The sequence below is a fragment of the Mesorhizobium sp. B2-3-13 genome, assembly GCF_006442195.1.
GTDB classification, from domain to species: domain Bacteria; phylum Pseudomonadota; class Alphaproteobacteria; order Rhizobiales; family Rhizobiaceae; genus Mesorhizobium; species Mesorhizobium salmacidum.
Map to the genome: position 1 here is coordinate 208,944 of NZ_VFVQ01000007.1, position 22,408 is coordinate 231,351.

Genomic DNA, 22,408 nt, shown 5'->3' on the forward strand with positions numbered 1-22,408 from the left:
TCGTCAGTCGCCGGTGACCATCATGGCTGAAATCTCGGCCTCGGCCGCCTTGGTACCTTCGACCAGGGCTTCGCAGGCGAATTTGAGCAGATTGCCGCGCTTCTTGATTTTCTTGACGTGGATCTTCAACTGGTCGCCGGGAACGACCGGTTTGCGGAATTTGGCGTTGTCGATGGTCAGGAAATAGACCAGCGACGGCTTCGACGCCCCGAGGCTGCGGATACAAATGGCGCCCGCCGTCTGCGCCATGGCCTCGACGATCAGCACACCCGGCATCACCGGCTGCTCCGGGAAATGACCCTGAAAATGCGGCTCGTTTATGGTCACGTTCTTGATGCCGATGGCGGAGTCGTCGCCATCGATGTCGACGATGCGGTCGATCATGAGGAAGGGGTAACGGTGCGGCAGGAGCTTCATAAGCCCCAATATGTCGACCGCTTCCAGCGTTGTCGCCGCCACCATGTCAGCCATTGTCCTTGCCCTGCTTGCGTGCCCTGGCCATCGTGCGCAACATGGCTATCTCTCGCATGGCTTCCGCCATCGGCTGCGCCGGATAGCCACCCCATATCTCGCCGGCGGGAACATTGCTCATAAATCCACTTCTGGCGGCAAGCTTGGCACCTGTACCAATCGTCAGATGATCCGCAAGCCCGACGCCGCCGCCCATGGTGACATTGTCCCCCACCACCACGGAACCGGAAATACCCGAAAGCCCGGCTACTATGCAATTGCGACCGATGCGGACGTTATGGGCGATCTGCACGAGATTGTCGATCTTGGTGCCTTGCCCGATGATCGTATCGGACATGGCGCCGCGATCGACGGTGGAATTGGAGCCGATCTCGACATCGTCCTGGATGATGACCCGTCCGATCTGTGGAACACGTTCGGGACCCTTGGCGCCGCCGACAAAGCCAAAACCGTCCTGTCCAATCCTGGCGCCACCATGGATGATGACCCGATTGCCGATCAATGCGTACTGGATACTGGCGCCCGGGCCGACATAGCCGTCACGGCCAATCTGGCAGGACTGTCCGATGACGGCGTTTGGCGCAATGACGGTGCCGCTGCCGATCGAGACGCCTGGCCCGATGACCACGCCGGCTTCGATGACAGCGCCGGCTTCGACATGCGCTGTCGGATCGACGTGGGCATGGGGCGAAACACCGGTTTCACCGGTCATCGGCCCCGGCGTAGCGGCCGTGGGGAACAGCAGCCGACCGACCAGGGCGAATGCCTGTTGCGGCCGCGGATGGATCAGGACGGCGACGGTAGCCGGCGCCTTGTTTGCGAATTCCGCCGGACACAGGACCGCTGCCGCCCGCAGCGACGGCATCAGCGACGAATTGCGCCTGCCGTCGACGAAAACGAGCGCGTTGGCCCCGCCTTCATTGGCTGGCGCCAACGCTTCGATCGAAACGTCGGATTGGCCGGAATCGACAAGCACCGAGCCAGTCAGATTCGCGACTTCGGCCGCCGTATACCGGCGTGATGGCGCGAAGAACACCGGATCGGTCATTCCAGAAGCTATATCCAGCTAGGTCGGAACATTTCTCCCGGATCCAAAACCCGGGAGCATCGTTGGCCGCCGATCAGAAGCGGGTCGATATGCCGAAGTTGAATTCCTGCACGTCGTCTTTGGCTTCCTTCTTGACCGGGATCGCATAGTCGATACGGATCGGCCCGAACGGCGAGGCCCACATCAGGCCGACACCGACCGAGGCGCGTATCTGCAAACCGGTCGAGTCCTGATCGACCAGTGACTGATCGGCAATCTTGTTGCCGTAGAGCGTCGCCGCATCCGCGAACACCGCGCCACGCAAGCCGAAGCTCTCGGGAACAACCGGGAGCGGGAATTGCGCCTCGGCCGAAGCGTTGAAATAGGTCGTGCCGCCCAGATGATCGCCGCTGGTACCGGTAGCGACCGGGCCGATGCCACCATAGGCAAAGCCGCGGATCATGCGATCGGTGCTCTGGAAGTGGTCGAAGATGCGCAGATCGCCGTCGCTGCCGTAACCCTCGACGTGACCCGCGCCACCCGAAAGGAGGCCGACAAGGTCAAGCTGCTCGGACAGCGTCTGATAGATGCTGCCGCGTCCCGTGATCTTCACGAACTTGGCATCGCCTCCGAGGCCAGCAACCTCCACGGTCGTGTTGGCATAGATACCCTCATGGGGGTTCTTCATGTCGTCGATAGTATTGTAGACCAGCCCAAGGCTGACCGAGGACTTGATCCACGGGCTCTCCTCAATGCCATCCAGAACGGCCTGGGAGATGTTGCAGTTGCCTTGCGGAACCGCATCGGTGGGATCGCAACCGTCGTCGACCTTATATTTCTCTTGCGAGATGTTGTACGCCAACTGGGTCGTGATGCTGTTGGTGATCGGCAACCCGAAGCGGATCGTCGCCCCGGTGGTGTCGCTGTCGTAATTGTTGTTGTATTCCCGCGTCGACTTGAAAATGTCGAAGCCGGCGGCTATACGCCGCCCGAGGAAATACGGCTCCGTAAAGGACAGGCTGTAGTCGCGCGAGTTCTTGCCGCCACCCGCCGACACTTTGATAAACTGGCCGCGGCCGAGGAAGTTGCGCTCTGTGATCGATCCCTCAACGGACGGTCCAGCAGAATCGCCGCCGGTCGAATAGCCGGCGCCAACCGAGAATTCACCTGTCGACTTCTCGACCACGTCGACCACCAGCACGACCTGGTCAGGGGCCGAGCCAGGCACGGTCGAGATTTCGACTTTGTCAAAATAATTGAGGTCTTCCAGACGCTTCTTCGCGCGCTGGATGAGCACCTGGTTGAACGCGTCGCCTTCGCTGACGTCGAATTCGCGGCGAATGACATAGTCACGCGTCCGATCGTTGCCGCGGATCTCGATGCGCTCGACATAGGCCTTGGTGCCCTGGTCGACCGTGTAGACCACCGAAATCGTATGGTTCTCGAAGTTGCGATCGCCACGCGGCGTCACCTGCGCGAATGCATAGCCGGAACCGGCCACCTTCTCGGTCAAGGCAATGATCGAGTCTTCGACATTCTTGGCGCTGTAGACATCGCCCTTGTGTGTTTCCACTACCGATTCCAGCGACTTGGAGTCCACTTCCGGGATCGTGCTTTCGACGCTGATGTCGCCGAAAGTATAGCGCTCGCCTTCCTGGACGGTGATGGTGATCGTGTATTTGTTGGTCGCATTGTCGAGCTCGCCGACAGCGGACACGACCTGGAAATCAGCATAGCCGTGATTATAGTAGAAGCGGCGCAGCAGTTCCTGGTCGGCGCGCAGCTTGTCTTCATCATAGACGTCGTCGCGCAGGATGAACGAGACCCAGGATGAGCGCTTGGTATTGATCACGTCCGACAGGCGGCGGCTGGAATAGGCGCTGTTGCCGACGAAATTGATTGCCGCGATCTGAGTGCGATCGCCTTCGGTGACGTGGAACACCACATTCACGCGGTTGTCGCCGAGCTCCATGACCTGCGCGGTCACGCCGGCATCGTCACGGCCGATGCGCCTGTAAGCGGCCTTGACCGCCTCGACGTCCGAATCGAGCGCAGCCTGGGAGAAGGTGCCGCGCGGCTTCAGCTGAACCGCTGCCTGAAGCGCGTTGTCCTTGAGCTTCTTGTTGCCCTGGAACAGCACCTGGTTGACGACCTTGTATTCCGAAACCTTGACGACCAGGGTCGAGCCGACCTGGTTGATCTGGACATCCGAGAACAGGCCGGTGCCGAACAGCGCCTTGACCGCGCTATCGACATCGGAGCTGGAGAAGGCCTTGCCGGGCTTGATGGTGATATAGTTGCGGATGGTATCGGCGTCGACACGCTGGTTGCCGCTCACCTCCACCCTGCTTACGACAGCGGCTTCGGCCGCCGATGTGGCAACGAACTGCACTGCGAGCGCACCGGGTACGACCAGAGCGGCGGACAGTGCCGCCGCTGACGCGGCGTTTAGAAACTTGGATGCTGCCTTCATCGGGCTTAATAACCTTTTCTCGTAGTCCCCACGGCGAGAAAACCGGACGTGCGGTCATTTCCCCTACCGTATTAACCGGATTTTCCCTACACGCAAGGCTTCTGGTTAATTTGTATTTACTTAACCCTGTTGCGTGGCTTTCGCGTCACTCATATCCCCGTGCATGGTAAACGGCGTCTCAACATCGACCATGCCCAGGCCGAATTCCTTCATGATTTCAGCACCCAAAGAGATCGTTCCAGAACACGAACGCCATGAAGCACAGCACCAGAAGCAGACCGGCCCGATAGGCCATTTCCATCATCCGTTCCGACACCGGCCGGCGGATGACGGCCTCCACCCCGTAGAACAACAGATGGCCGCCGTCGAGGGGGGGAATCGGCAAAAGGTTTAGAATGCCTATCCCGACGGAGAGCAGCGCGACAAGCTGCACCAGCCACTCGAAACCGAGTTTGGCAGCCTTGCCGGCCATGCCTGCGATCTTGACCGGACCACCCAGCTGGCACTTGTCCTCGCGCCCCACGACGAAGCGCTGCAGAAACTGGCCCGTGCGCTCGATGACATGGCCCGTTTCCTCAACGGCCGCCGCAACGGCTCCCACCGGGGTGTATGTGATGAGACGAGGCTGGCCGAGTTCCTTGTTGTTGACGACGCCGATCACCGCAACCTTGATCTTGTTGCCGAGCGCGTCCTCTTGTTCCATCAGGTGCGGCGTCGCGGTCACCGTGACCTCCTTGCCGCCGCGCAGCATGACGAAGGTGATGGTGTCGCCGGCCCGGCCCGAGACCAGCCGCTGCACGTCTCCGAAGGTTTCGACCTTGCTGCCGTCGACACTGACGAATCGGTCGCCAGGCAAAATGCCAGCTTTGGCCGCGGGACTGTCGGCGGTTACCTCCGCGACCATGGGCTCCGCGACATAACGCCCATAGGAGGCAAACAGCACGGAAAAGACGACGATCGTCAGCAGGAAGTTGAACAGCGGCCCGGCCACCACCGTTGCCGCGCGCTTCCAGATCGCCTGGGTATGGAAGGCAACCTTGCGTTCCTGGTCGGTCAGCGTTTCGAGCTCGTCCGATGTCGGCTTGCTGGAGGTGGCGCTCATGTCGCCGACAAACTTGACATAACCGCCAAGCGGTATGGCGCAAAGCTTCCAGCGCGTGCCGTGCCTGTCGTTGAAGCCTATGAGCTCCGGACCGAAGCCGATCGAGAAGGCCCTGACCCCGATGCCGCACCAGCGGCCGACGAGGTAGTGGCCCATCTCGTGAACGAACACCACCACGGTCAGTACGAAGAGAAACGGCACGAGCGTGCCGAGAAAGAGGCCTTCCGTGCTGAAAATCGCGTGAAGAATCTCGTTCAACTCAAGCCCTCAAGTTCTTCCGCGGTCGCTGCGTGACTGTGACATCAATACAGGCGAATCCAAGGCACGTCCGCGCCAGATCGTGGAATGACACCATTCAAATGGCAAACAGCCCCTGCGCCGGATGGTCGGCGCCCGCCGAAATCCAACCGATGACGTATAGGGCAAGAGCGGCCGCGACAAGCCCGTCGACACGATCCATGATGCCGCCATGGCCAGGAATGAGCACGCCCGAATCCTTGCGGCCGTGCCGCCGTTTGACCCAGGATTCGAACAGGTCGCCAGCCTGGGCGACGACGGACAGCACCAGCGCCACGATGCCGAGCAACGCCAGGTTGTCGGCGCCGGCAATGGCTGCCAGCAAAAGTCCCGCGACGACGCCACCGACCGCCCCGCCGAACGCGCCGCTGCGCGTCTTGCCTGGCGAAATCGACGGCGCCAGTTTGGGCCCGCCGACGGCGCGCCCGACGAAATACGCGAAGATGTCGGTCGCCCAGACGACCGCGAACAGAAACAGGATGGCGACGAAGCCCGAATGGTCGCCGTCGCGCAGCAGGGCAAGCGACAGACCCGACACGCAGGCATAGGCAAGGCCGCCAGCGTCCCACTGGTCGATCCTGCGAATTCCCGCGGTGGTCGCCGTTATCGCAACCAGAATCACCACGAGCGGCAACAGCCACAATGCGGACAGGCCGGCAATCAAGGCACCGACGAAAATGACCATCAGCGCTTCCGGCAGGAAGCCAAGCCCGTCGGCCGCGGCGGGCCGCGACATGCGTGTCCATTCATAAAAGATCATTGCCGCCATGACGGTGCACAGCAGCCGGAAAGGCAGGCCGCCAAGCCAGGTCAGGCCAAGGGCGGCAATAGCGAGCACGACCGCCGAAATCACACGTAGCTGAAGGTTGCTCATCCCGCGGCCGGTCGCGACGCGATGTCTTGCGGGTCCAGTCCGCCGAAGCGGCGCTCGCGGCCGGCATATTCGCGTAGAGCCTCGGCGAGGTGCTCGCGATTGAAGTCCGGCCAGTAGCACGGCAGGAAGACGAGCTCGCTGTAGGCGGCCTGCCACAAGAGGAAGTTGGACAGGCGAAGCTCGCCGCTGGTGCGGATGACCAGCTCCGGATCGGGAATGCCTTGCGTGTCGAGAGAGCCGGCAAAGCTTTCGGCGGTGATCGCCTCGCTGTCGATTTCACCGCGCGCCACCGCCTCGGCGAGCTTGCGCGCCGTGCGCACGATCTCGTCGCGCCCGCCATAATTGAAGGCGATCACCAGCGTCAGCGAGGTGTTGCGGATCGTCAGCGATTCGGCTTCCTCGAGCAGCCCCCTGATGTCCGCCTGCAGCCCTGCCCGGTCGCCGATGATCCTGACCCGCACGCCGCTCTGGTGCAGCTCGGCAAGGTCGCGACGGATGAACAGCTTCAACAATCCCATAAGATCGCTGACCTCGGACTTCGGCCGTGACCAGTTCTCCGACGAGAAAGCATAGACGGTCAGGAAGGAGATACCGAGACCGGGGGCGGCACGCACAGCCTTGCGCAGCGCCTCGACGCCGGCGCGATGACCCGCGAGCCTCGGCATACCGCGCGCCTTGGCCCAGCGTCCATTTCCATCCATGATGATCGCGACATGCGCGGGCGTTGTCATGATCTCGCTTTCGGATCAGCCAAGGGCCAACCCTAAACCTGCATGATTTCAGCTTCCTTGTCGGAAAGCAGATGATCGATGGTGCTGATGGTCTCGTCGGTAAGCTTCTGGACCTGGTCGGAACGCTTGCGCTGATCGTCCTCGCTGATGTCGCCGTCCTTCTCCGCCTTCTTCAGGAAATCCATGCCATCGCGGCGCACATGGCGCGCGGCGACGCGCGCGTTCTCGGCATAGCCGTGCGAAATCTTGACCAGTTCCTTGCGGCGCTGTTCGTTGAGCTCCGGCAGCGGAATCCTCAGATTGGTGCCGTCGACGATCGGGTTGAAGCCCAGATTGGATTCCCGGATCGCGCGGTCGACCGCGCCGACCATCGACTTGTCCCAGACCGAGACCGAGATCATGCGCGGCTCAGGCACGGTGACGTTGGCCACCTGATTGATCGGCATGGTGGTGCCATAGGCTTGCACCTGGATCGCGTCGAGCAGGTTGCTGGAGGCGCGACCGGTCCGCAGCGAGGCCAGATCATGCTTGAACGCCGCGATTGCCCCATCCATGCGCCGCTTGAGATCGTCGTACTCACCACTCATTCTAGTCTCCTCGACCCGTCTGCCGCGGGTTCACTGCTTCGGGCAAAGGCCCCGTGTTGGAGCCTGATTTCGAAACCCGGTTTCCCGGGATCGGGCCCGGATCACTCGTCCGCGACGACCGTACAGCGGCCGCCGCCCCTCAGAATATCGCCGAAACCACCTTTTTCGTGGATCGAATAGACGATTATCGGAATGTTGTTTTCGCGCGCAAGTGCAATCGCAGCCGTATCCATGATCGAAAGGCCGCGATTTATGACTTCGGCATGGCTGATGCGCTCGAAACGTGTCGCGCTTGGATCCTTTTTCGGGTCGGCCGAATAGACGCCGTCGACCTGCGTGCCCTTGAACAACGCGTCGGCGCCAATTTCGGCGGCACGGAGCGCTGCGGCCGAATCGGTGGTGAAGAACGGATTGCCGGTGCCGCCGGCGAAGATCACCACCTTGCCCTGGTTCATGTAGGCGGTCGCCTGGCGCTGCGAAAAGCTCTCGCAAAGCTCAGGCATGGCAATCGCGGACAGCACAACGGCGTCGACGCCGATCTTGTTCAGCGATGTGCGCAGCGCCAGCGAATTGATGACAGTGGCAAGCATGCCCATATGGTCGCCAGTAACGCGGTCCCCACCCTTGGAGGCAACGGCCACGCCGCGAAAGATATTGCCGCCGCCAATGACGACACCCACCTCTATGCCCAGCGCGCGCGCCTCGGCGATGTCGCCGGCGATGCGGTCCACGACCGAGACATCGATGCCGAAATGCTGTTCGCCCATCAACGCTTCGCCCGAAGCTTTCAGCAGAACACGTCGGTAGAGGGGCTTCACCGTCATCTGGTTCCTCGAAAATCCCGGCGCGGCAAGCTCTGAAGGCGAAAAAGGCCTCCTGCTTCGCCCGGCGGTGCTGTCATGACGGGTTGACCGGATACACGAAGGGCGCGGCGATGTCACGCCGCGCCCTTGTGCAAAATTCCAGGCTTTTTGGATCAGTTGCTGCTGATGGCAACAGCCTCGCCTTCGACCACGACCGGCAATGCATAACCGGACGGCTTGTCGCCGGTCACGACACCACCGGCGACACGGACCTGGATCTCGGGACCGAAATAGGAATGCGGGAACGGCGCAGGCGTGCCGCTCACCTTGTCCAGCCGCTGGCGAAGCGCGGGCGGTATCGAGAAATCGAGCGCGGCAACATTGTCCTGCAACTGCGAAAGTCTCGTTGCCCCAAGGATGACGGTGGCGATTCCTGGCTGTGTCGCCACCCAGTTGAGCGCCACCTGAGCCATGCCGCGGCCGAGTTCGGCGGCGACTTTTTCCAACTCCGCCACAACAGCCCAGTTGTGATCCGTGAATTTCTGGAAGCCGGGATGGGTGGTGTTGCGGAAGCCGTCGAGCCGGCCGGCATTGCCCGCTTGCATCGGCCGGTATTTGCCGCTCAACAGGCCGCTGGCCAGCGGGCTCCAGACCATGATGCCGGCGCCATGACGTGTCCCGAACGGCACGAATTCATGCTCGATGGCACGCTCCGCCAGGGAGTATTCGAGCTGCAACGCCGAGATCGGCTCATAGCCGCGCAGTTCGGCGATCGCCTGAGCCCGCCCGGCATACCAGGCCGGCACGTCGGACAGGCCGATGTGACGTATCTTGCCTGCCCGAACCAGATCGTCGAGCGTGCGCAGCACTTCCTCGGCCGGCGTCAGCCTGTCCCAGACATGCATGAGATAGAGATCGATGTAGTCGGTGCCCAGCCGCTTCAGCGAGGCGTCGACGGCACGCATGATGTTCTTGCGGCCATTGCCGCCGGCGTTCGGATTGCCGGGGTTCGAGTTCATGGTGAATTTGGTGGCGATCACCGCCTTGTCGCGCAAGCCTCGCTCGGCCACGAATTCACCGAGCCAGGTCTCGGCGGTGCCCCCGGTATAAAGGTCGGCGGTGTCGAAGAAATTGCCGCCGGCCTCGACATAGGCGTCAAACATCGCGCGCGCCGTATCCCGGTCCGCGCCCCAGCCCCATTCCGTGCCGAAGGTCATCGTGCCCAGCGCCAGCCGGCTGACGCGCAGGCCGCTGTTGCCGAGTGTGTAGTAGATCATCGTCATTGTCTTTTCCGATCCTGATCCGGTTGATGCGGGCGTCATTGGCCCGGGGTCGTCTTGACCCAGGGATTGCCGCGTTCATGCGTCATGCGGAAGGTGAAGCCATCGACCTTCCAGGCGGTGCCAGAACGAGTCAGGTGGTGCTCATAGGTGCCCCAGACTTCCCAGAGTGGATCGCCATTGCCCTCCATCAGGTTCCAGGCATAGCCGTTCGACAGAACAGTCGCCGTGTCCGCCTCGAGGACGACCTGGTGATTGGTGCGCAGGTGCAGGCTGGTCTTGCTGCCCTTGAGATTGCCGGCCCAGGCGCCGATCAGATCGTCGGAGGCAATGTTGGCCGCGGGCTGCCCGGACAGGCTGCTGAAGTCGGCGGTGACCCGATCCGCGAAATAGCTGCGCGCGCGTTTCCAGTCCTGCGCGTCGACGGCGCGGTCGATGGCATCGGCGATACGGATCACGGCGCGTTCATCGGCAAGTGCCTGCCAGCCGGTCGGTTCGGCACCACCGGCATCGACGGGTGCCAAGGCAAGGCCTGCTGCGAAGGTAACGTGTTTCAAGGCATTCATTTCGCTTCTCCTTTGGTGGATAGGTTTGCAACGGACGGATGATCAGTCGGGGAGGTCCGCCTTCAGCCTTTTGACAGCGCGTCGACAACGACCTGGAAGCGGCGCGGGTCGAAATAGTCGTGATAGGCACTGATCAGGCCATTCTCGAAATGGAAGACGGCAATGTTGCTGTTGGTGTATTCGGTGCCGCCGACGAGCACGGCGCGGTTCCGGTATTCGACCACCACGGCTTCGGAGTCCGCAGCGGGATAGATGGCCGTCAGTTGCGATTCGAAGGTTTCGAAATTGCCGAACAGTCCCCTGAAGGCGGCCACGATCGCTGCCTTGCCGTCGATGCTGTCGCCAAATCCCGCCGGCGGATAGAAGACTATGATGCGGCCATCCTCGGCCCAGAGTTCACTCCAACTGTCGATATCCTTGCGGTGCATCAGGTCAAAGAAGTTGTATACCGTCTGTAGGTTGCGGGCTTGTCTGGAATGAAGGTCGGACATCGGAGGCTCCTTGCTGTCTGATGCTTGCCGTTCGATGCCGGCTTAAATGATCCGCTTTTGCCTCCTCGATAAGATTGCATGATCTGCATGGACCGTGCGATATGGTTCATGAATGGACCGAGACCTGCTCACCCACCTGCCTGTCATTGTAGCCGTTGCGCGGCGCGGCGGCTTCGCACTTGCCGCGGCGGAACTCGGGATGAGCCCGTCGGCGGTCAGCCATGCGGTGCGGCTCGTCGAGGAGCGTATCGGCCAGCCGCTGTTTGCGCGCACGACGCGCAGCGTTTCGCTCACCGAGGCCGGCAAGGCGCTGGTTGAAACGGCGGCCCCTGCCCTCCAGGATATTGCCGAGCGGATGGACCGCATCCGCAGCGACAAGGGCAGGCCGTCTGGCCTGCTCAGGATCAACGCCTCCAACATCGCGATTCCATTGGCGGTGACGCCGGTCGTCGCCGCGATGGCCGAGCGCTATCCCGACATTACGGTCGAGATTTTTGCCGATCAGGGATTGGTCGACATCGTCGGCGAAGGTTTCGACGCCGGCATCCGGCTCGGCGAGATGATCGCGCAGGACATGGTTGCCATCCGCCTGACGCAACCCTTCAAAGTCGTCATCGTCGCCTCTCCCGCCTATATCGGGCGACGTGGCCGTCCGCGCCGAGTAGCCGATCTCGCGAACCACAATTGCATCGGGTACCGGCTTGTCCGCTCGGGGGCTCTCTATCGCTGGGATTTGACCGAGGATGGCAAGGATGTGGTCATGGAAACCAGCGGTACGGCCATCGTGACGGATTCGCTCGCCGCCATTGATCTGGCGCTCGCTGGGGTCGGCCTCGCCTATATGTTCGAGCCGCTGGCCCGCGCGGATCTGGCAGCCGGGCGCCTGGTGCAGGTTCTGCCGCAATCAGCGATCGAGGAACCCGGCCTTTTCCTCTACTTCCCGCGCCGCGCGGCGATGGCGCCGAAGCTCAGGGCGTTTATCGATACCGCAAACGAAATCGGTCGGGCACCCCTGCGGACGCCCGGCCGAAAAACACAGTCGGAATAAAGCGGTAGGACGCTTACTTCTTGACCGCCGCCGCGACTTCCGCGGCGAAATCGGACTCTTCCTTCTCGATGCCCTCGCCGAGCGCGAAGCGCAGATAGGCCGTGATCTTGGCCGGCGCGCCGATTTCCTTTTCGGCATCCTTCAGCGCCTTCTCGACAGTGATGTCGGGGTTGAGCACGAAGGCCTGCTTCAAGAGCACGACTTCCTCATAGAACTTGCGCAGGCGACCCTCGACCATCTTTTCGATGATGGCTTCCGGCTTCCCGGACTGGCGCGCCTGGTCGGAGAAGATTGCCTTCTCACGCTCGACCGCCGCCGGGTCGATCTGCTCGGCGGTCAGCGCCATCGGGTTGGCGGCGGCGACATGCATTGCGACCTGGCGGCCAAAGGCATTGGCGGCATGCTCGTTGCCGGTAGTCTCGATCGCGACCAGCACGCCGAGCTTGCCAAGGCCATCGGCAACCGAATTGTGGACGTAGGTCGCAACCGCGCCATGCGGCACGGTCAGCTTGGCCGAGCGACGGAAGCCCAGGTTCTCGCCAATGGTGCCGACAGCGTCCTTGATGGTGTCGGTGACCGACTTGTCCGAACCCGGATACTTCGCGGCGGCCACAGCCTCTGTCGTGCCATAGGCAAGCGCCACCTTGGCGACGTTGGCGACGATTTCCTGGAAGGCGGCATTGCGGGCGACGAAATCAGTCTCGGAATTCACCTCGACGACGGCGGCTTCGCGCACGCCGTTGTCGACGCCGATCAGGCCTTCGGCGGCGGTGCGACCGGCTTTCTTGTCGGCCTTGGAGATGCCCTTCTTGCGCAGCCAGTCAACGGCTTCTTCCATGTTGCCATTGGTCTCGTTCAACGCCGCCTTGCAGTCCATCATGCCCGCGCCGGTCAAGTCGCGGAGTTCTTTGACCTGTGCAGCCGAAATGCTCATTGTCGCCTCTTTGTTTAAATGCACCGACGCACCATCGTTATTTGATGGTGCGTCTGTTTAGCGTGCCAAAATATGAGAAAGATGAAGGCCGCAAACCGGCCTTCGACTATCAAGCCTCTGGGGCTTCCGACGCCGGAGCCGGATCGAGCGCCGGCTCGACCGGAGCTTCGACCGAAGCGCCGATATCCATGCCGAGCGCGCCCTGCTGACGGGCGATGCCGTCAATCGCGGCCTTGGCGATCAGATCGCAATAAAGCTGGATGGCGCGGGCCGCGTCGTCATTGCCGGGGATCGGGAAATCGATCTTGTCCGGATCGCAGTTCGAATCGATGATGGCAACGACCGGGATGCCCAGGCGCTTGGCCTCGAGGATGGCGATCGCTTCCTTGTTGGTGTCGATTACGAACATCAGGTCGGGCGTCGAGCCCATGTCCTTGATACCGCCGAGCGCCTTGTCGAGCTTCTCGCGCTCGCGGTCGAGGTTCAGGCGTTCCTTCTTGGTCAGGCCTTGCGCCTCGCCGGCCAGCATCTCGTCGAGCTTGCGCAGGCGCTGGATCGAGTTCGAGATCGTCTTCCAGTTGGTCAGCATGCCGCCGAGCCAACGCGAATTGACGTAGTACTGGGCCGAACGCTGCGCGGCATCGGCGACGATGTCGGACGCTTGGCGCTTGGTGCCGACGAACAGCACGCGGCCGCCCTTGGCAACGGTGTCGGAAACCTGCTTCAGCGCCTGGTGCAGCAAAGGCACCGTCTGCGAGAGGTCGATGATGTGGATGTTGTTGCGGGCGCCGTAGATGTAGGGCGCCATCTTCGGGTTCCAGCGGTGGGTCTGGTGGCCGAAGTGAATGCCAGCTTCCAAAAGCTGGCGCATGCTGAAATCAGGCAGTGCCATTCTCATTTCCTTTCCGGTTAGCCTCCACGGACACAGGCATTTTTTGGACGAAGTCCTCGAACGCCACCGGAGGTTTCAGCCGGATTTCTCCCGGGCAGACACCAAAGTCCGTGTGTGGAATGAGCGGGCATATAGAGGGGAAGCGCGATAAACGCAAGCCGTGTGACGCTTTCCGCTCAGCGTGCGGCAATCAGCGCCCCGGTGCCTATCATGGCACTGCCGGCGAACCTGTTCATCAGTCGCATGCGCCCGGGCGTCCTGAACCAACCCGAAGCCCGGCCCGCAAGTACCGCATAGACACCCATGGTGAGGATATTGACGCTGATGACGACGGCCACCACCAGCAGGCCATCGACAAACGTCAGCGTGTCGAGATCGAGGATCAGCGGCATGATCGAGGCATGGAACAGGATCGCCTTCGGGTTCCCCAGCGCAATGGACGCGCCAAGGAAGAAGAACCGCGACAATCTCGCCTGTGCCGTCTGCGGCCCGTTCGGTTGCGTGGCCGAGGCCCGCCACATCCTGACGCCGAGAAAAATCAGGTAGGCGGCGCCTGCATATTTAAGCAGAAGGAATATCCATTCGAATGTCTGGGCCAGGGCTACCAGCCCGAGCAGTGCCAGAGTGACCAGCACGGCATCGCCGGCGGCGACCCCCACGCCGGCCATGAAGGCGCGAAGAAAACCACGCGACACGCCATTGGTGATGACCGTGAACATCGCTGGTCCCGGTGTGGCGGCGGCGAGTGTGACGGCTGCGCAATACGCGAAAAATGCCGTTGGTGTCATGACCGGGCCTTTCCGTTGGGTACCCGCACGCGCCTGAAGATCGCGACGATCTCCTCGCGGCTGCATTCGATGGCGCCGAGCCGCACCGCGCGGTCGCGCTCGAAACCGGTTATGTCATAGTGTGGCGCCGATGTCCTGGGCGGCCCCTGGTAGGACGAGCGCTTCACGCCAAGCCGGGATGCGAACCGATGCAGCTCTTCGGTGTCGTCGGCCATCAAATGGCACCAGCGATGGCCTGCCCACTTCCAGATCGCCGCATCGACATAGACCGCCATCAAGCCCGGCCAACTCACTTGCGCATCGCTGCTACTTCGATACGGGACAAGGCTTTGTCTGGTCGAACAGCGACAGGTTGACCAGCTTGCCGGTCATGGAGAAGTCGCCATAGTCCATGACGAGATCACGGGTGATGCCGTTTTCATGCAGCTTGAAGCTGATCCGGTATTCCGGCACTTCCTCGCCCTTCTGGGCACTGTCGTCGAAATAGGCGATGTCGACCGGCCAATATTTGTCGGTGGCAAGCTTCGCCAGTGCCGGCGCTTCCGGATCGGCCTTGTCGGCTTCGGTCTTCTTGCCGACGACAACCGTGGTCGTCATCACCTTGTTGGCGTCCTCCGACCCGTCGAACAGGTTGGTTTGATAGAAGTTTTCGCCTTTTTCGGCCTTGCCGATCAACTCGACCAGATGCTGGGTCGGAAACTGGGTGGCCGCGAGTTCAAGACTGTTCTTCTCCGGCTTGTCGATATCGACCTTCAGCCCCTTGGCATTCTTTGTCGCGACGCCCTTGACCTCCTTGTCGAGGTTCTGGTCGACGAAGGACTTCGTTACGAAAGAAAACACCTTGCCTTCCGCGTCCTCGAAGGTGGTGGTCTGCTGGTCGGTCAGCTTCGTGTTGTCGCTGGTCGCGATCTGCGTGACGAAACGGAATTTCACCGTGTAGCCTTCGCAGGCCGAGCCGTTGAACTCGTAGACCATACGGCCGGTGATACCGGTAATGCCGGATCGATCATCCGCCTTCTTGAGGGTGAGATCGTAGACGGCGCGATGCGCCTGCAGCGCCGGTACGGCGAAAGCGGAGCCCACAGGGAACAGCGCCGACAACAGAACGGCGTGGAATGCAAGGCGCGCTGCGCGCATGAGGTACTCCAATCGTCGCGGCTGATGGCAGGGCCGCAGGGAAAGATGGTCCAGCTTAAAAAAAGTCGTGGCGGAAGCGAGGCAAAAATAGCAATTTCGGCCCGGCTAGCGCGGCACCTTCCAGCAATAGGGAAAAGCAATGAGTGAAACAATCGAAAAGCGGCTAAGTGATCTCGGCGTGACGCTTCCTGTTGCCGCCGCGCCTGCCGCCAACTACGTGCCCTATTGCAGGACCGGCAATCTGCTGTTCACGGCGGGACAATTGCCGCTCAAGGACGGCAAGCTGCAGGCGAGCGGTCTGCTCGGCCGCGACGTCGACACGGCAAGCGGCAAGGACGCCGCGAAATACTGCGCCATCAACATCCTGGCGCAAGCCAAGGCGGCACTTGGCGACCTCGAGAAGATCCGCCGTCTGGTAAAGATCACCGTCTTCGTGGCGTCGGCCACCGACTTCGTCGAACAGCATCTGGTCGCCAACGGCGCCTCCGATTTCCTGGTTGCCGCGCTTGGCGAAAGCGGCAAGCACGCACGCTCCGCCGTCGGCACCGCCTCCCTGCCGCTTAATGCCGCGGTGGAAATCGAAGCGATCTTTGAAGTCGAATGAGTGAAGGTGCGGACATGACCGACCTCTCCTGGCTGACTGCCCGGCCGGTTGCCCATCGCGGCTTTCACGACATGAACAAGTCGCGCTGGGAAAACACGCTTTCCGCCTTCGCCGCCGCGGCCGAACGCGGCTACGCGATCGAATGCGACGTGCATCTATCGTCGGATGGCGTTCCCATCGTCATCCATGATGACGATCTGCAACGGCTGACAGGTCAGGACGGTTTCGTCTGGCAACGCAGCGCGGCCGAACTTACCGCGCTCAAGGTCGGCGGCACGGCGGATCACGTGCCGACGCTGCAGGAAACGCTCGACCTCGTCGACGGCCGCGTGCCCATGGTCGTCGAGCTGAAGGGAACTCCCGGTCGCGATGGGGGCCTGGTGGCGCGCGTCGGCAAGATGCTGAAGCGCTACAAGGGCAAGGCGGCGATCATGTCGTTTGATCACTGGCTGATCCGCGATTTCCCCAGGCACGCGCCCGGCATTCCGGCTGGATTGACCGCCTATGGCAAGGACGCCAAGCTGATCGAAGCACATTTTTCCATGCTGGCGCACGAACTCTCCTTTACCTCCTATGCCGCCGGCGATCTGCCGAACCCGTTTGTCAGCTTCGTGCGCGAAAAGCTCAAAATGCCTGTCATCACCTGGACGGTGCATGACCAGCCGGCGGTCGACCTGACCTTTAGATATGCCGACCAGATGACGTTCGAAGGTTTCGAACCCGACCTAATCAAAGTCGCCTGAGCAGGGTGCCCGAAACGTGACTTGTAGCGGCCCGAATGGAGCTTAAATAAGCCTCATGGATCAGGGCGACGACTGCGACGGACAATCGGCGAATGCGGGCTATTCGATCCGGATCGCCGCAGGCATAGGCGCTTTTACCTGCGATGAATGGAACAGCTTTGCCGGAACCACGCGCGGCGACGCGGCCGGATATAACCCGCTCGTTTCATTCGCTTTTTTGAGCGCTCTGGAGGATTCGGGCTGCGCCGTGCGGCGCACTGGCTGGCAAGGCCATCACCTGCGGCTGGAAACCGCGCAAGGCAGGCTGCTCGGCGCTATTCCCTGCTATCTCAAGTCGCACAGCCAGGGCGAATATGTGTTCGATCACGGCTGGTCGGATGCCTTCGAGCGCGCCGGCGGCCGTTACTATCCAAAATTGCAAAGTGCCGTGCCGTTCACGCCGGTCACCGGCCCTCGCCTGCTGGTCGGCAAGGGCGAGGATCAGGACGCGGTTAAGGCCGGGCTTGCCGCCGGGCTCAAAATGGTGACCGACAAGCTCGGCATATCCTCGGCGCATGTCACCTTCGCGCAAGAGAGCGACGTCGCGACGCTGGAGGCCGCGGGCTTCCTGCATCGCACCGATCAGCAATTCCATTTCTTCAACGAAGGCTTTTCCACCTATGACGACTTCCTCGCCACGCTTGCCTCGCGCAAGCGCAAGGCGATGAAGAAAGAACGGCGCGAAGCGCTCGCCGATGGCATCACGATCGACTGGCTGACCGGCAAGGACCTGACCGAAAAGGCCTGGGACGACTTCTTCGCCTTCTACATGGACACCGGCAGCCGCAAATGGGGCCGCCCCTACCTGAACCGTCAGTTCTTCTCGCTGATCGGCGAACGCATGGCGGACGACATCCTGCTGGTGATGGCCAGGCGCAACGGGCGCTACATTGCCGGCGCCATCAACTTCATCGGCTCCGACGCGCTCTACGGCCGCAATTGGGGCTGCATCGAGGATCATCCCTACCTGCATTTCGAGGTCTGCTATCACCAGGCCATCGACTTCGCCATCGAACGCAAGTTGAAGGTGGTCGAAGCAGGCGCGCAAGGCGAGCACAAGCTGGCGCGCGGCTACCGGCCGGTGACCATGCATTCGGCGCATTACATTGCCCACCCCGGCCTGCGCAAAGCGGTCGCCGATTATCTCGGGCGCGAGCGGCGCGAGGTGGCGCGGATGGGCGAATATCTGGAAGAACATACCCCGTTCCGCAAAGATCTCGAGGAATAGCAGGCTTTTTCGACACGCCTGCCGACGCTGATCTTGCTGGCCGGCGGGCTTCCGCTCGACAGGGTGTCCGCGACACGGGCCGCCTTGTTGAACGACTGCGCCGCACCTTATTTCGACAGCGCGTCGTCGCGCAAAAGACGCTTCCATCGCGCGCTCGTAGACGCCGCCATGGTCGATCTCGGCTGTCGCCCCGCAGCTTCGTCTTGCCGCTCGGAGGTGGCTTCGCTACACCGGACGTCAAGGCACACTCCGGAGCGTTCGCCATGACTGAGACCGCCTACGACACCGACAACATCTTCGCAAAGATCCTGCGCGGCGAAATACCCTCGCACCGCATCTATGAGGACGAAGCTGTCGTGGCCTTCATGGATGTGATGCCGCAGGGGCCGGGGCATACACTGGTGATGCCGAAGGTGCCGTCGCGCAACCTGCTCGACGCCGATCCGTCAACGTTCGGCCCGCTTTTCACGGTGGTCCAGAAAGTGGCGCGGGCCGTCCGCAAAGCATTTGACGCCGACGGCGTCACCGTCATGCAGTTCAATGAACCTGCTTCGGGGCAGACCGTCTATCATCTTCACGTGCATGTCATCCCGCGCTTCGACAGCATCCCGCTGAAGCCGCATACGGGCGCGATGGAGAATCCAGAAGTGCTGGCGCGGAACGCAGACAAGATCCGCGCCGCGCTGGGAAGCTGATTCCGCGCATCATTTCGCGGAGAGAACCGGCCGCTCGCGTGAGCCGTTCGATCGGGCTCGGGCGGGGCGTTGCATCAGTCCTTAGGCAGAAGCCTCCCCGAGGGCCCGGGCGATGCTCGACTTCCTGAACGCGCCGCGTCGTCCCAATGAAAAAAGCCCCGTTTCCGGGGCTCTCTTCGACTTTTGTCAGGCTCAGTTCTTTCTGGGCAGTTGCGGCACGAGGCTGCGCTTGCCGCCGTCCTTGCCCTTGGGCTCGGGCTTCTGCGCCACGACCTTCTTTGCCGCAGGCTTCCTGGCCACGGCCTTGGATGGCTTCGGCGCGTCTTCCGGCTCTTCCTTCTTCGGCTTCACCGGCGCCTCGTCGGCGAGCGATTCGAGCTTGAGGCCGGTCTCGCCGGTTTCCTTCTTCTCGACGGTGACGCGCACCGTGCCGCCCTTCTTGAGTTTGCCGAACAGCACCTCGTCGGCCAGCGGCTTCTTGATGTGCTCCTGGATGACGCGGCCGAGCGGACGCGCGCCCATGCGTTCGTCATAGCCCTTGTCGGCGAGCCAGGCGATCGCGTCCGGCGACAGGTCGAAGGTGACGCCACGCTCGGAAAGCTGGGCTTCCAGCTGCATGACGAACTTCTGCACCACCTGATGGATGACCGGCACCGGCAGCGAGCCGAACGGAATGATCGCATCGAGACGATTGCGGAATTCCGGCGTGAACAGCCGGTTGATCGCTTCGACATCGTCGCCTTCGCGCTTGGTCGAACCGAAACCGATCGCCGCGCGCTGCGCATCGGATGCGCCCGCATTGGTGGTCATGATCAGGATGACATTGCGGAAGTCGATCTGCTTGCCGTTGTGGTCGGTCAGCTTGCCGTGATCCATCACCTGCAACAGGATGTTGAACAGGTCCGGATGCGCCTTTTCGACCTCGTCGAGCAGCAGCACGCAGTGCGGATGCTGGTCGACACCGTCGGTCAAAAGGCCGCCCTGGTCGAAGCCGACATAGCCGGGAGGCGCGCCGATCAGCCGCGAGACGGTGTGGCGTTCCATATATTCCGACATGTCGAAACGGATCAGTTCGACACCGAGCGAGGCGGCCAACTGCTTGGCGACTTCGGTCTTACCGACGCCGGTCGGACCTGAGAACAGGTAGGAGCCGATCGGCTTCTCCGGTTCGCGCAGGCCGGCACGCGCCAGCTTGATCGCCGAGGTCAGCGCGGTGATGGCGGTGTCCTGGCCGTAGACGACGCGCTTGAGCTCGATGTCCAGGCCCTGCAGCACCTTCTCGTCGTCGGCCGAAACCGTTTTCGGCGGGATGCGTGCCATGGTGGCGATCGTCGCTTCGATCTCCTTGATACCGATCGTCTTCTTGCGCTTGGCCTCCGGCACCAGCATCTGCGAGGCGCCGGTCTCGTCGATCACGTCGATCGCCTTGTCCGGCAGCTTGCGGTCGTTGATGTAGCGCGCCGACAGCTCCACCGAGGCCTTGATCGCCTCGTTGGTGAACTTCACCTTGTGGAATTCCTCATAATAGGGCTTCAGGCCCTTCATGATCTCGATGGCGTCCTCGACGGTCGGCTCGTTGACGTCGATCTTCTGGAAGCGCCGCACCAGCGCGCGGTCCTTCTCGAAGAACTGGCGGAACTCCTTGTAGGTGGTCGAACCGATGCAGCGGATCGCACCCGATGACAGAGCCGGCTTCAACAGGTTCGACGCATCCATGGCGCCGCCTGACGTAGCACCCGCACCGATCACCGTGTGGATCTCGTCGATGAACAGCACGGCGCCCGGATAGTCCTCGAGCTCCTTGACGACCTGCTTCAGCCGTTCCTCGAAGTCACCGCGATAGCGCGTGCCGGCCAAAAGCGTGCCCATGTCGAGCGCGAAGATGGTCGCATTGTGCAGGACTTCCGGCACGTCGCCCTCGACGATGCGCTTGGCCAGGCCTTCGGCGATCGCCGTCTTGCCGACGCCGGGATCACCGACATAGAGCGGGTTGTTCTTGGAGCGACGGCACAGCACCTGGATGGTGCGGTTGATCTCGCTCTCGCGGCCGATCAGCGGATCGATCTTGCCGGCCTTGGCCTTGTTGTTGAGGTTGACGCAATAGGCGGTCAGCGCGTCCTGCTGCTGCTTCTTCTTGCCGCCTTCCTCCTGGGGCTCGGCACCGTTCTGGCCGCCCTGCTCGTCATCGGCGCCGCGCGGGGTGCGGCTCTCGGACGCGCCCGGACGCTTGGCGATGCCATGCGAGATGTAGTTGACCGCGTCGTAGCGGGTCATCTGCTGTTCCTGCAGGAAATAAGCGGCATGGCTTTCGCGCTCGGCGAAGATGGCGACGAGCACGTTGGCACCCGACACTTCCTCGCGGCCAGATGACTGCACATGGATCACCGCGCGCTGGATGACGCGCTGGAAACCGGCGGTCGGTTTGGAATCCTCATCGTAGCCGGTGACCAGATTGTCGAGCTCGGTGTCGATGTAGGTCAGAACGGTATGCTTCAGTTCGTCAAGATCGACGTTGCAGGCGCGCATGACGGCGGCCGCCTCCGTGTCGTCGATGAGCGCGAGCAGCAGGTGTTCAAGGGTTGCATATTCATGGTGCCGCTCGTTGGCGAGCGTCAGCGCTTGATGAAGCGCCTTTTCCAGGCCTTGGGAGAAAGCCGGCATGTTACCTCACTTCTTCTCCATCACGCATTGCAGCGGATGCTGATTCTGTCGGGCGAAATCCATGACCTGAGACACTTTGGTCTCGGCCACCTCGAATGTATAGACCCCGCACTCGCCCACTCCATGATTGTGAACATGAAGCATGATGCGTGTGGCAGCTTCGCGGTCCTTCTGGAAAAAACGCTCCAGCACGTGAACCACGAACTCCATCGGAGTGTAGTCGTCGTTGAGGATGAGGACCCGGTAAAGGCTGGGCTTCTTGGTCTTGGTTTTGGTGCGCGTGATGACGGCCGTCCCGCGGCCGGCCTCATTGCCGTCGCCGCCGCCGTTTTGCATCCGCGCCACTCGTCTCGTGGCAGTCAAACCGATCGTCACGTATTCCTGCCTCTTCGAATCCTCATGCGAGTTTCACATGTAGGTGTTCGATGGACGATTTTAAGCCCTTCTGGTTAGCTGACAATATGGCTAGGTGACCAACTTGGCGGAATTTCGCGATCGTGAAGCGTTGACATGAAAAAACCCGGCCGCGTTTCCACGACCGGGTTTTGTCCCGCGCCCAAAGGGCCGGATCTGGAATTCTCGGGCGAAAATTATTTCGCCTTGGCAACGATCGATTCGAAAGGCTTGTAGGCTTCCTTGGCGAGTTCGGCATAGAGGTCGCCAATCTTGGTGGCCTCGGCAACGAACGCCTCGTAGGACTGCTTGGCATAGTCGGATTGAATCTCGATCGCCTTGTCCAGCGACTTGGCCGAGAACAACTTCTCGACCGCGGCGCTGCCGGCTTCGAGGCTCTTCTTGGTGTATTCGCCGGCCTCGGTGGCGATCGCCTGCGCGCCCTTGGACAAAGAGGCGAAGCTCTTCAATCCGGTGTCAGTGAACTCCTTGCCGTATTTGCTGAAGTCCTCATAGGTCTGGGTCATTTTCGTACTCTCCCTGG

The 22,408-nt window shown here is 61.8% G+C and carries 24 protein-coding genes; 5 read left to right on the forward strand and 19 right to left on the reverse strand.

The features are described from left to right. Window positions 1-3: 3 nt before the first annotated feature. From fabZ to FJ941_RS11245, 11 genes are all read right to left on the reverse strand, one after another. The gene (gene fabZ / locus FJ941_RS11195; protein WP_015317790.1) at window positions 4-471 is read right to left on the reverse strand and encodes a 3-hydroxyacyl-ACP dehydratase FabZ; all 468 of its coding nucleotides are present in this window, start codon (window positions 469-471) and stop codon (window positions 4-6) included. Further along, window positions 464-1,519: a UDP-3-O-(3-hydroxymyristoyl)glucosamine N-acyltransferase gene (lpxD, locus tag FJ941_RS11200; protein WP_140505466.1), complete on the reverse strand. Its 1,056-nt coding sequence runs from the start codon at window positions 1,517-1,519 to the stop codon at window positions 464-466. Before lpxD ends, fabZ begins: the two co-directional genes overlap by 8 nt. Window positions 1,520-1,592: 73 nt before the next feature. After that, a complete protein-coding gene (gene bamA, locus FJ941_RS11205) occupies window positions 1,593-3,971 on the reverse strand; it encodes an outer membrane protein assembly factor BamA (protein ID WP_140505468.1) in 2,379 nt (792 codons plus the stop codon). Between the two features lie 217 nt (window positions 3,972-4,188). Continuing rightward, window positions 4,189-5,331, reverse strand: a complete 1,143-nt coding sequence (gene rseP, locus FJ941_RS11210; RefSeq protein ID WP_140505469.1) for an RIP metalloprotease RseP — start codon at window positions 5,329-5,331, stop codon at window positions 4,189-4,191. 97 nt (window positions 5,332-5,428) lie between these two features. Then, window positions 5,429-6,244 (reverse strand): phosphatidate cytidylyltransferase, encoded by an 816-nt coding sequence (locus FJ941_RS11215; protein WP_140505471.1) that lies wholly within the window; start codon window positions 6,242-6,244, stop codon window positions 5,429-5,431. Further along, a complete protein-coding gene (locus tag FJ941_RS11220) occupies window positions 6,241-6,975 on the reverse strand; it encodes an isoprenyl transferase (RefSeq protein ID WP_140505473.1) in 735 nt (244 codons plus the stop codon). Before FJ941_RS11220 ends, FJ941_RS11215 begins: the two co-directional genes overlap by 4 nt. A 32-nt stretch (window positions 6,976-7,007) precedes the next feature. Next, on the reverse strand, window positions 7,008-7,562 hold the full coding sequence (gene frr, locus FJ941_RS11225) for a ribosome recycling factor (RefSeq protein ID WP_027142617.1): 555 nt from the start codon (window positions 7,560-7,562) through the stop codon (window positions 7,008-7,010). A gap of 101 nt (window positions 7,563-7,663) precedes the next feature. Further along, window positions 7,664-8,386 (reverse strand): UMP kinase, encoded by a 723-nt coding sequence (pyrH, locus tag FJ941_RS11230; RefSeq protein ID WP_027142616.1) that lies wholly within the window; start codon window positions 8,384-8,386, stop codon window positions 7,664-7,666. Window positions 8,387-8,538: 152 nt separating this feature from the next. Beyond that, the gene (locus FJ941_RS11235; protein ID WP_140505475.1) at window positions 8,539-9,648 is read right to left on the reverse strand and encodes an aldo/keto reductase; all 1,110 of its coding nucleotides are present in this window, start codon (window positions 9,646-9,648) and stop codon (window positions 8,539-8,541) included. A 35-nt stretch (window positions 9,649-9,683) separates the two neighbouring features. Further along, window positions 9,684-10,211 (reverse strand): nuclear transport factor 2 family protein, encoded by a 528-nt coding sequence (locus FJ941_RS11240; protein WP_140505476.1) that lies wholly within the window; start codon window positions 10,209-10,211, stop codon window positions 9,684-9,686. 62 nt (window positions 10,212-10,273) lie between these two features. Then, window positions 10,274-10,702 carry a nuclear transport factor 2 family protein gene (locus FJ941_RS11245; protein ID WP_140505478.1) on the reverse strand — a complete coding sequence of 143 codons (429 nt, stop codon included), beginning with the start codon at window positions 10,700-10,702 and terminating at the stop codon, window positions 10,274-10,276. Between the two features lie 112 nt (window positions 10,703-10,814). On the opposite strand from FJ941_RS11245, the gene FJ941_RS11250 reads away from it, so the two are divergent. Further along, on the forward strand, window positions 10,815-11,750 hold the full coding sequence (locus tag FJ941_RS11250; protein WP_140505480.1) for a LysR family transcriptional regulator: 936 nt from the start codon (window positions 10,815-10,817) through the stop codon (window positions 11,748-11,750). Between the two features lie 13 nt (window positions 11,751-11,763). On the opposite strand, the gene tsf is transcribed toward FJ941_RS11250, so the two are convergent. The 5 genes from tsf to FJ941_RS11275 form a co-directional block, all read right to left on the reverse strand. Beyond that, complete coding sequence (tsf, locus tag FJ941_RS11255) at window positions 11,764-12,684, reverse strand: translation elongation factor Ts (protein ID WP_140505482.1); 921 nt, start codon at window positions 12,682-12,684, stop codon at window positions 11,764-11,766. A gap of 109 nt (window positions 12,685-12,793) precedes the next feature. Then, the gene (gene rpsB, locus FJ941_RS11260) at window positions 12,794-13,576 is read right to left on the reverse strand and encodes a 30S ribosomal protein S2 (protein ID WP_140505484.1); all 783 of its coding nucleotides are present in this window, start codon (window positions 13,574-13,576) and stop codon (window positions 12,794-12,796) included. Between the two features lie 176 nt (window positions 13,577-13,752). Then, window positions 13,753-14,364 carry a LysE family translocator gene (locus FJ941_RS11265; protein ID WP_140505486.1) on the reverse strand — a complete coding sequence of 204 codons (612 nt, stop codon included), beginning with the start codon at window positions 14,362-14,364 and terminating at the stop codon, window positions 13,753-13,755. Then, on the reverse strand, window positions 14,361-14,639 hold the full coding sequence (locus FJ941_RS11270) for a DUF4031 domain-containing protein (protein WP_027142608.1): 279 nt from the start codon (window positions 14,637-14,639) through the stop codon (window positions 14,361-14,363). The genes FJ941_RS11265 and FJ941_RS11270 overlap by 4 nt, the downstream gene beginning before the upstream one ends. A 31-nt stretch (window positions 14,640-14,670) precedes the next feature. Continuing rightward, window positions 14,671-15,501, reverse strand: coding sequence for a cell envelope integrity EipB family protein (locus tag FJ941_RS11275; protein WP_027142607.1), 831 nt, complete (start codon window positions 15,499-15,501; stop codon window positions 14,671-14,673). A gap of 139 nt (window positions 15,502-15,640) precedes the next feature. On the opposite strand from FJ941_RS11275, the gene FJ941_RS11280 reads away from it, so the two are divergent. The 4 genes from FJ941_RS11280 to FJ941_RS11295 all read left to right on the forward strand — a co-directional run bounded on the left by FJ941_RS11280 (window position 15,641) and on the right by FJ941_RS11295 (window position 18,810). Further along, window positions 15,641-16,105 (forward strand): RidA family protein, encoded by a 465-nt coding sequence (locus tag FJ941_RS11280; RefSeq protein WP_140505488.1) that lies wholly within the window; start codon window positions 15,641-15,643, stop codon window positions 16,103-16,105. A 14-nt stretch (window positions 16,106-16,119) separates the two neighbouring features. Continuing rightward, entirely contained in the window at window positions 16,120-16,848 is a 729-nt protein-coding gene (locus FJ941_RS11285) for a glycerophosphodiester phosphodiesterase (protein ID WP_140505535.1), read from the forward strand. 55 nt (window positions 16,849-16,903) lie between these two features. Beyond that, the gene (locus FJ941_RS11290) at window positions 16,904-18,115 is read left to right on the forward strand and encodes a GNAT family N-acetyltransferase (RefSeq protein ID WP_140505490.1); all 1,212 of its coding nucleotides are present in this window, start codon (window positions 16,904-16,906) and stop codon (window positions 18,113-18,115) included. A 263-nt stretch (window positions 18,116-18,378) separates the two neighbouring features. After that, window positions 18,379-18,810: an HIT family protein gene (locus tag FJ941_RS11295; protein ID WP_140505492.1), complete on the forward strand. Its 432-nt coding sequence runs from the start codon at window positions 18,379-18,381 to the stop codon at window positions 18,808-18,810. Between the two features lie 192 nt (window positions 18,811-19,002). Here the strand turns inward: FJ941_RS11295 and clpA are convergent, their stop codons facing one another. From clpA to FJ941_RS11310, 3 genes are all read right to left on the reverse strand, one after another. Continuing rightward, window positions 19,003-21,471, reverse strand: a complete 2,469-nt coding sequence (clpA, locus tag FJ941_RS11300) for an ATP-dependent Clp protease ATP-binding subunit ClpA (protein ID WP_140505493.1) — start codon at window positions 21,469-21,471, stop codon at window positions 19,003-19,005. A 6-nt stretch (window positions 21,472-21,477) separates the two neighbouring features. After that, entirely contained in the window at window positions 21,478-21,807 is a 330-nt protein-coding gene (clpS, locus tag FJ941_RS11305) for an ATP-dependent Clp protease adapter ClpS (RefSeq protein ID WP_010909565.1), read from the reverse strand. Between the two features lie 254 nt (window positions 21,808-22,061). Next, window positions 22,062-22,391 carry a phasin family protein gene (locus tag FJ941_RS11310; RefSeq protein WP_027142601.1) on the reverse strand — a complete coding sequence of 110 codons (330 nt, stop codon included), beginning with the start codon at window positions 22,389-22,391 and terminating at the stop codon, window positions 22,062-22,064. Between the last annotated feature and the right edge of the window lie 17 nt (window positions 22,392-22,408).

Bases quoted from the DNA above. Each gene is read 5' to 3' on its own strand.
- FJ941_RS11220 (WP_140505473.1), bottom strand. From the start codon at position 6,975: ATGACAACGCCCGCGCATGTCGCGATCATCATGGATGGAAATGGACGC.
- FJ941_RS11290 (WP_140505490.1), top strand. From the start codon at position 16,904: ATGGATCAGGGCGACGACTGCGACGGACAATCGGCGAATGCGGGCTAT.
- FJ941_RS11245 (WP_140505478.1), bottom strand. From the start codon at position 10,702: ATGTCCGACCTTCATTCCAGACAAGCCCGCAACCTACAGACGGTATAC.
- lpxD (WP_140505466.1), bottom strand. From the start codon at position 1,519: ATGACCGATCCGGTGTTCTTCGCGCCATCACGCCGGTATACGGCGGCC.
- FJ941_RS11215 (WP_140505471.1), bottom strand. From the start codon at position 6,244: ATGAGCAACCTTCAGCTACGTGTGATTTCGGCGGTCGTGCTCGCTATT.
- clpS (WP_010909565.1), bottom strand. From the start codon at position 21,807: ATGCAAAACGGCGGCGGCGACGGCAATGAGGCCGGCCGCGGGACGGCC.
- FJ941_RS11275 (WP_027142607.1), bottom strand. From the start codon at position 15,501: ATGCGCGCAGCGCGCCTTGCATTCCACGCCGTTCTGTTGTCGGCGCTG.
- clpA (WP_140505493.1), bottom strand. From the start codon at position 21,471: ATGCCGGCTTTCTCCCAAGGCCTGGAAAAGGCGCTTCATCAAGCGCTG.
- FJ941_RS11295 (WP_140505492.1), top strand. From the start codon at position 18,379: ATGACTGAGACCGCCTACGACACCGACAACATCTTCGCAAAGATCCTG.
- frr (WP_027142617.1), bottom strand. From the start codon at position 7,562: ATGAGTGGTGAGTACGACGATCTCAAGCGGCGCATGGATGGGGCAATC.
- FJ941_RS11240 (WP_140505476.1), bottom strand. From the start codon at position 10,211: ATGAATGCCTTGAAACACGTTACCTTCGCAGCAGGCCTTGCCTTGGCA.
- pyrH (WP_027142616.1), bottom strand. From the start codon at position 8,386: ATGACGGTGAAGCCCCTCTACCGACGTGTTCTGCTGAAAGCTTCGGGC.
- FJ941_RS11235 (WP_140505475.1), bottom strand. From the start codon at position 9,648: ATGACGATGATCTACTACACACTCGGCAACAGCGGCCTGCGCGTCAGC.
- FJ941_RS11250 (WP_140505480.1), top strand. From the start codon at position 10,815: ATGGACCGAGACCTGCTCACCCACCTGCCTGTCATTGTAGCCGTTGCG.
- bamA (WP_140505468.1), bottom strand. From the start codon at position 3,971: ATGAAGGCAGCATCCAAGTTTCTAAACGCCGCGTCAGCGGCGGCACTG.
- FJ941_RS11270 (WP_027142608.1), bottom strand. From the start codon at position 14,639: ATGGCGGTCTATGTCGATGCGGCGATCTGGAAGTGGGCAGGCCATCGC.
- FJ941_RS11265 (WP_140505486.1), bottom strand. From the start codon at position 14,364: ATGACACCAACGGCATTTTTCGCGTATTGCGCAGCCGTCACACTCGCC.
- FJ941_RS11285 (WP_140505535.1), top strand. From the start codon at position 16,120: ATGACCGACCTCTCCTGGCTGACTGCCCGGCCGGTTGCCCATCGCGGC.
- FJ941_RS11280 (WP_140505488.1), top strand. From the start codon at position 15,641: ATGAGTGAAACAATCGAAAAGCGGCTAAGTGATCTCGGCGTGACGCTT.
- FJ941_RS11310 (WP_027142601.1), bottom strand. From the start codon at position 22,391: ATGACCCAGACCTATGAGGACTTCAGCAAATACGGCAAGGAGTTCACT.
- tsf (WP_140505482.1), bottom strand. From the start codon at position 12,684: ATGAGCATTTCGGCTGCACAGGTCAAAGAACTCCGCGACTTGACCGGC.
- fabZ (WP_015317790.1), bottom strand. From the start codon at position 471: ATGGCTGACATGGTGGCGGCGACAACGCTGGAAGCGGTCGACATATTG.
- rpsB (WP_140505484.1), bottom strand. From the start codon at position 13,576: ATGGCACTGCCTGATTTCAGCATGCGCCAGCTTTTGGAAGCTGGCATT.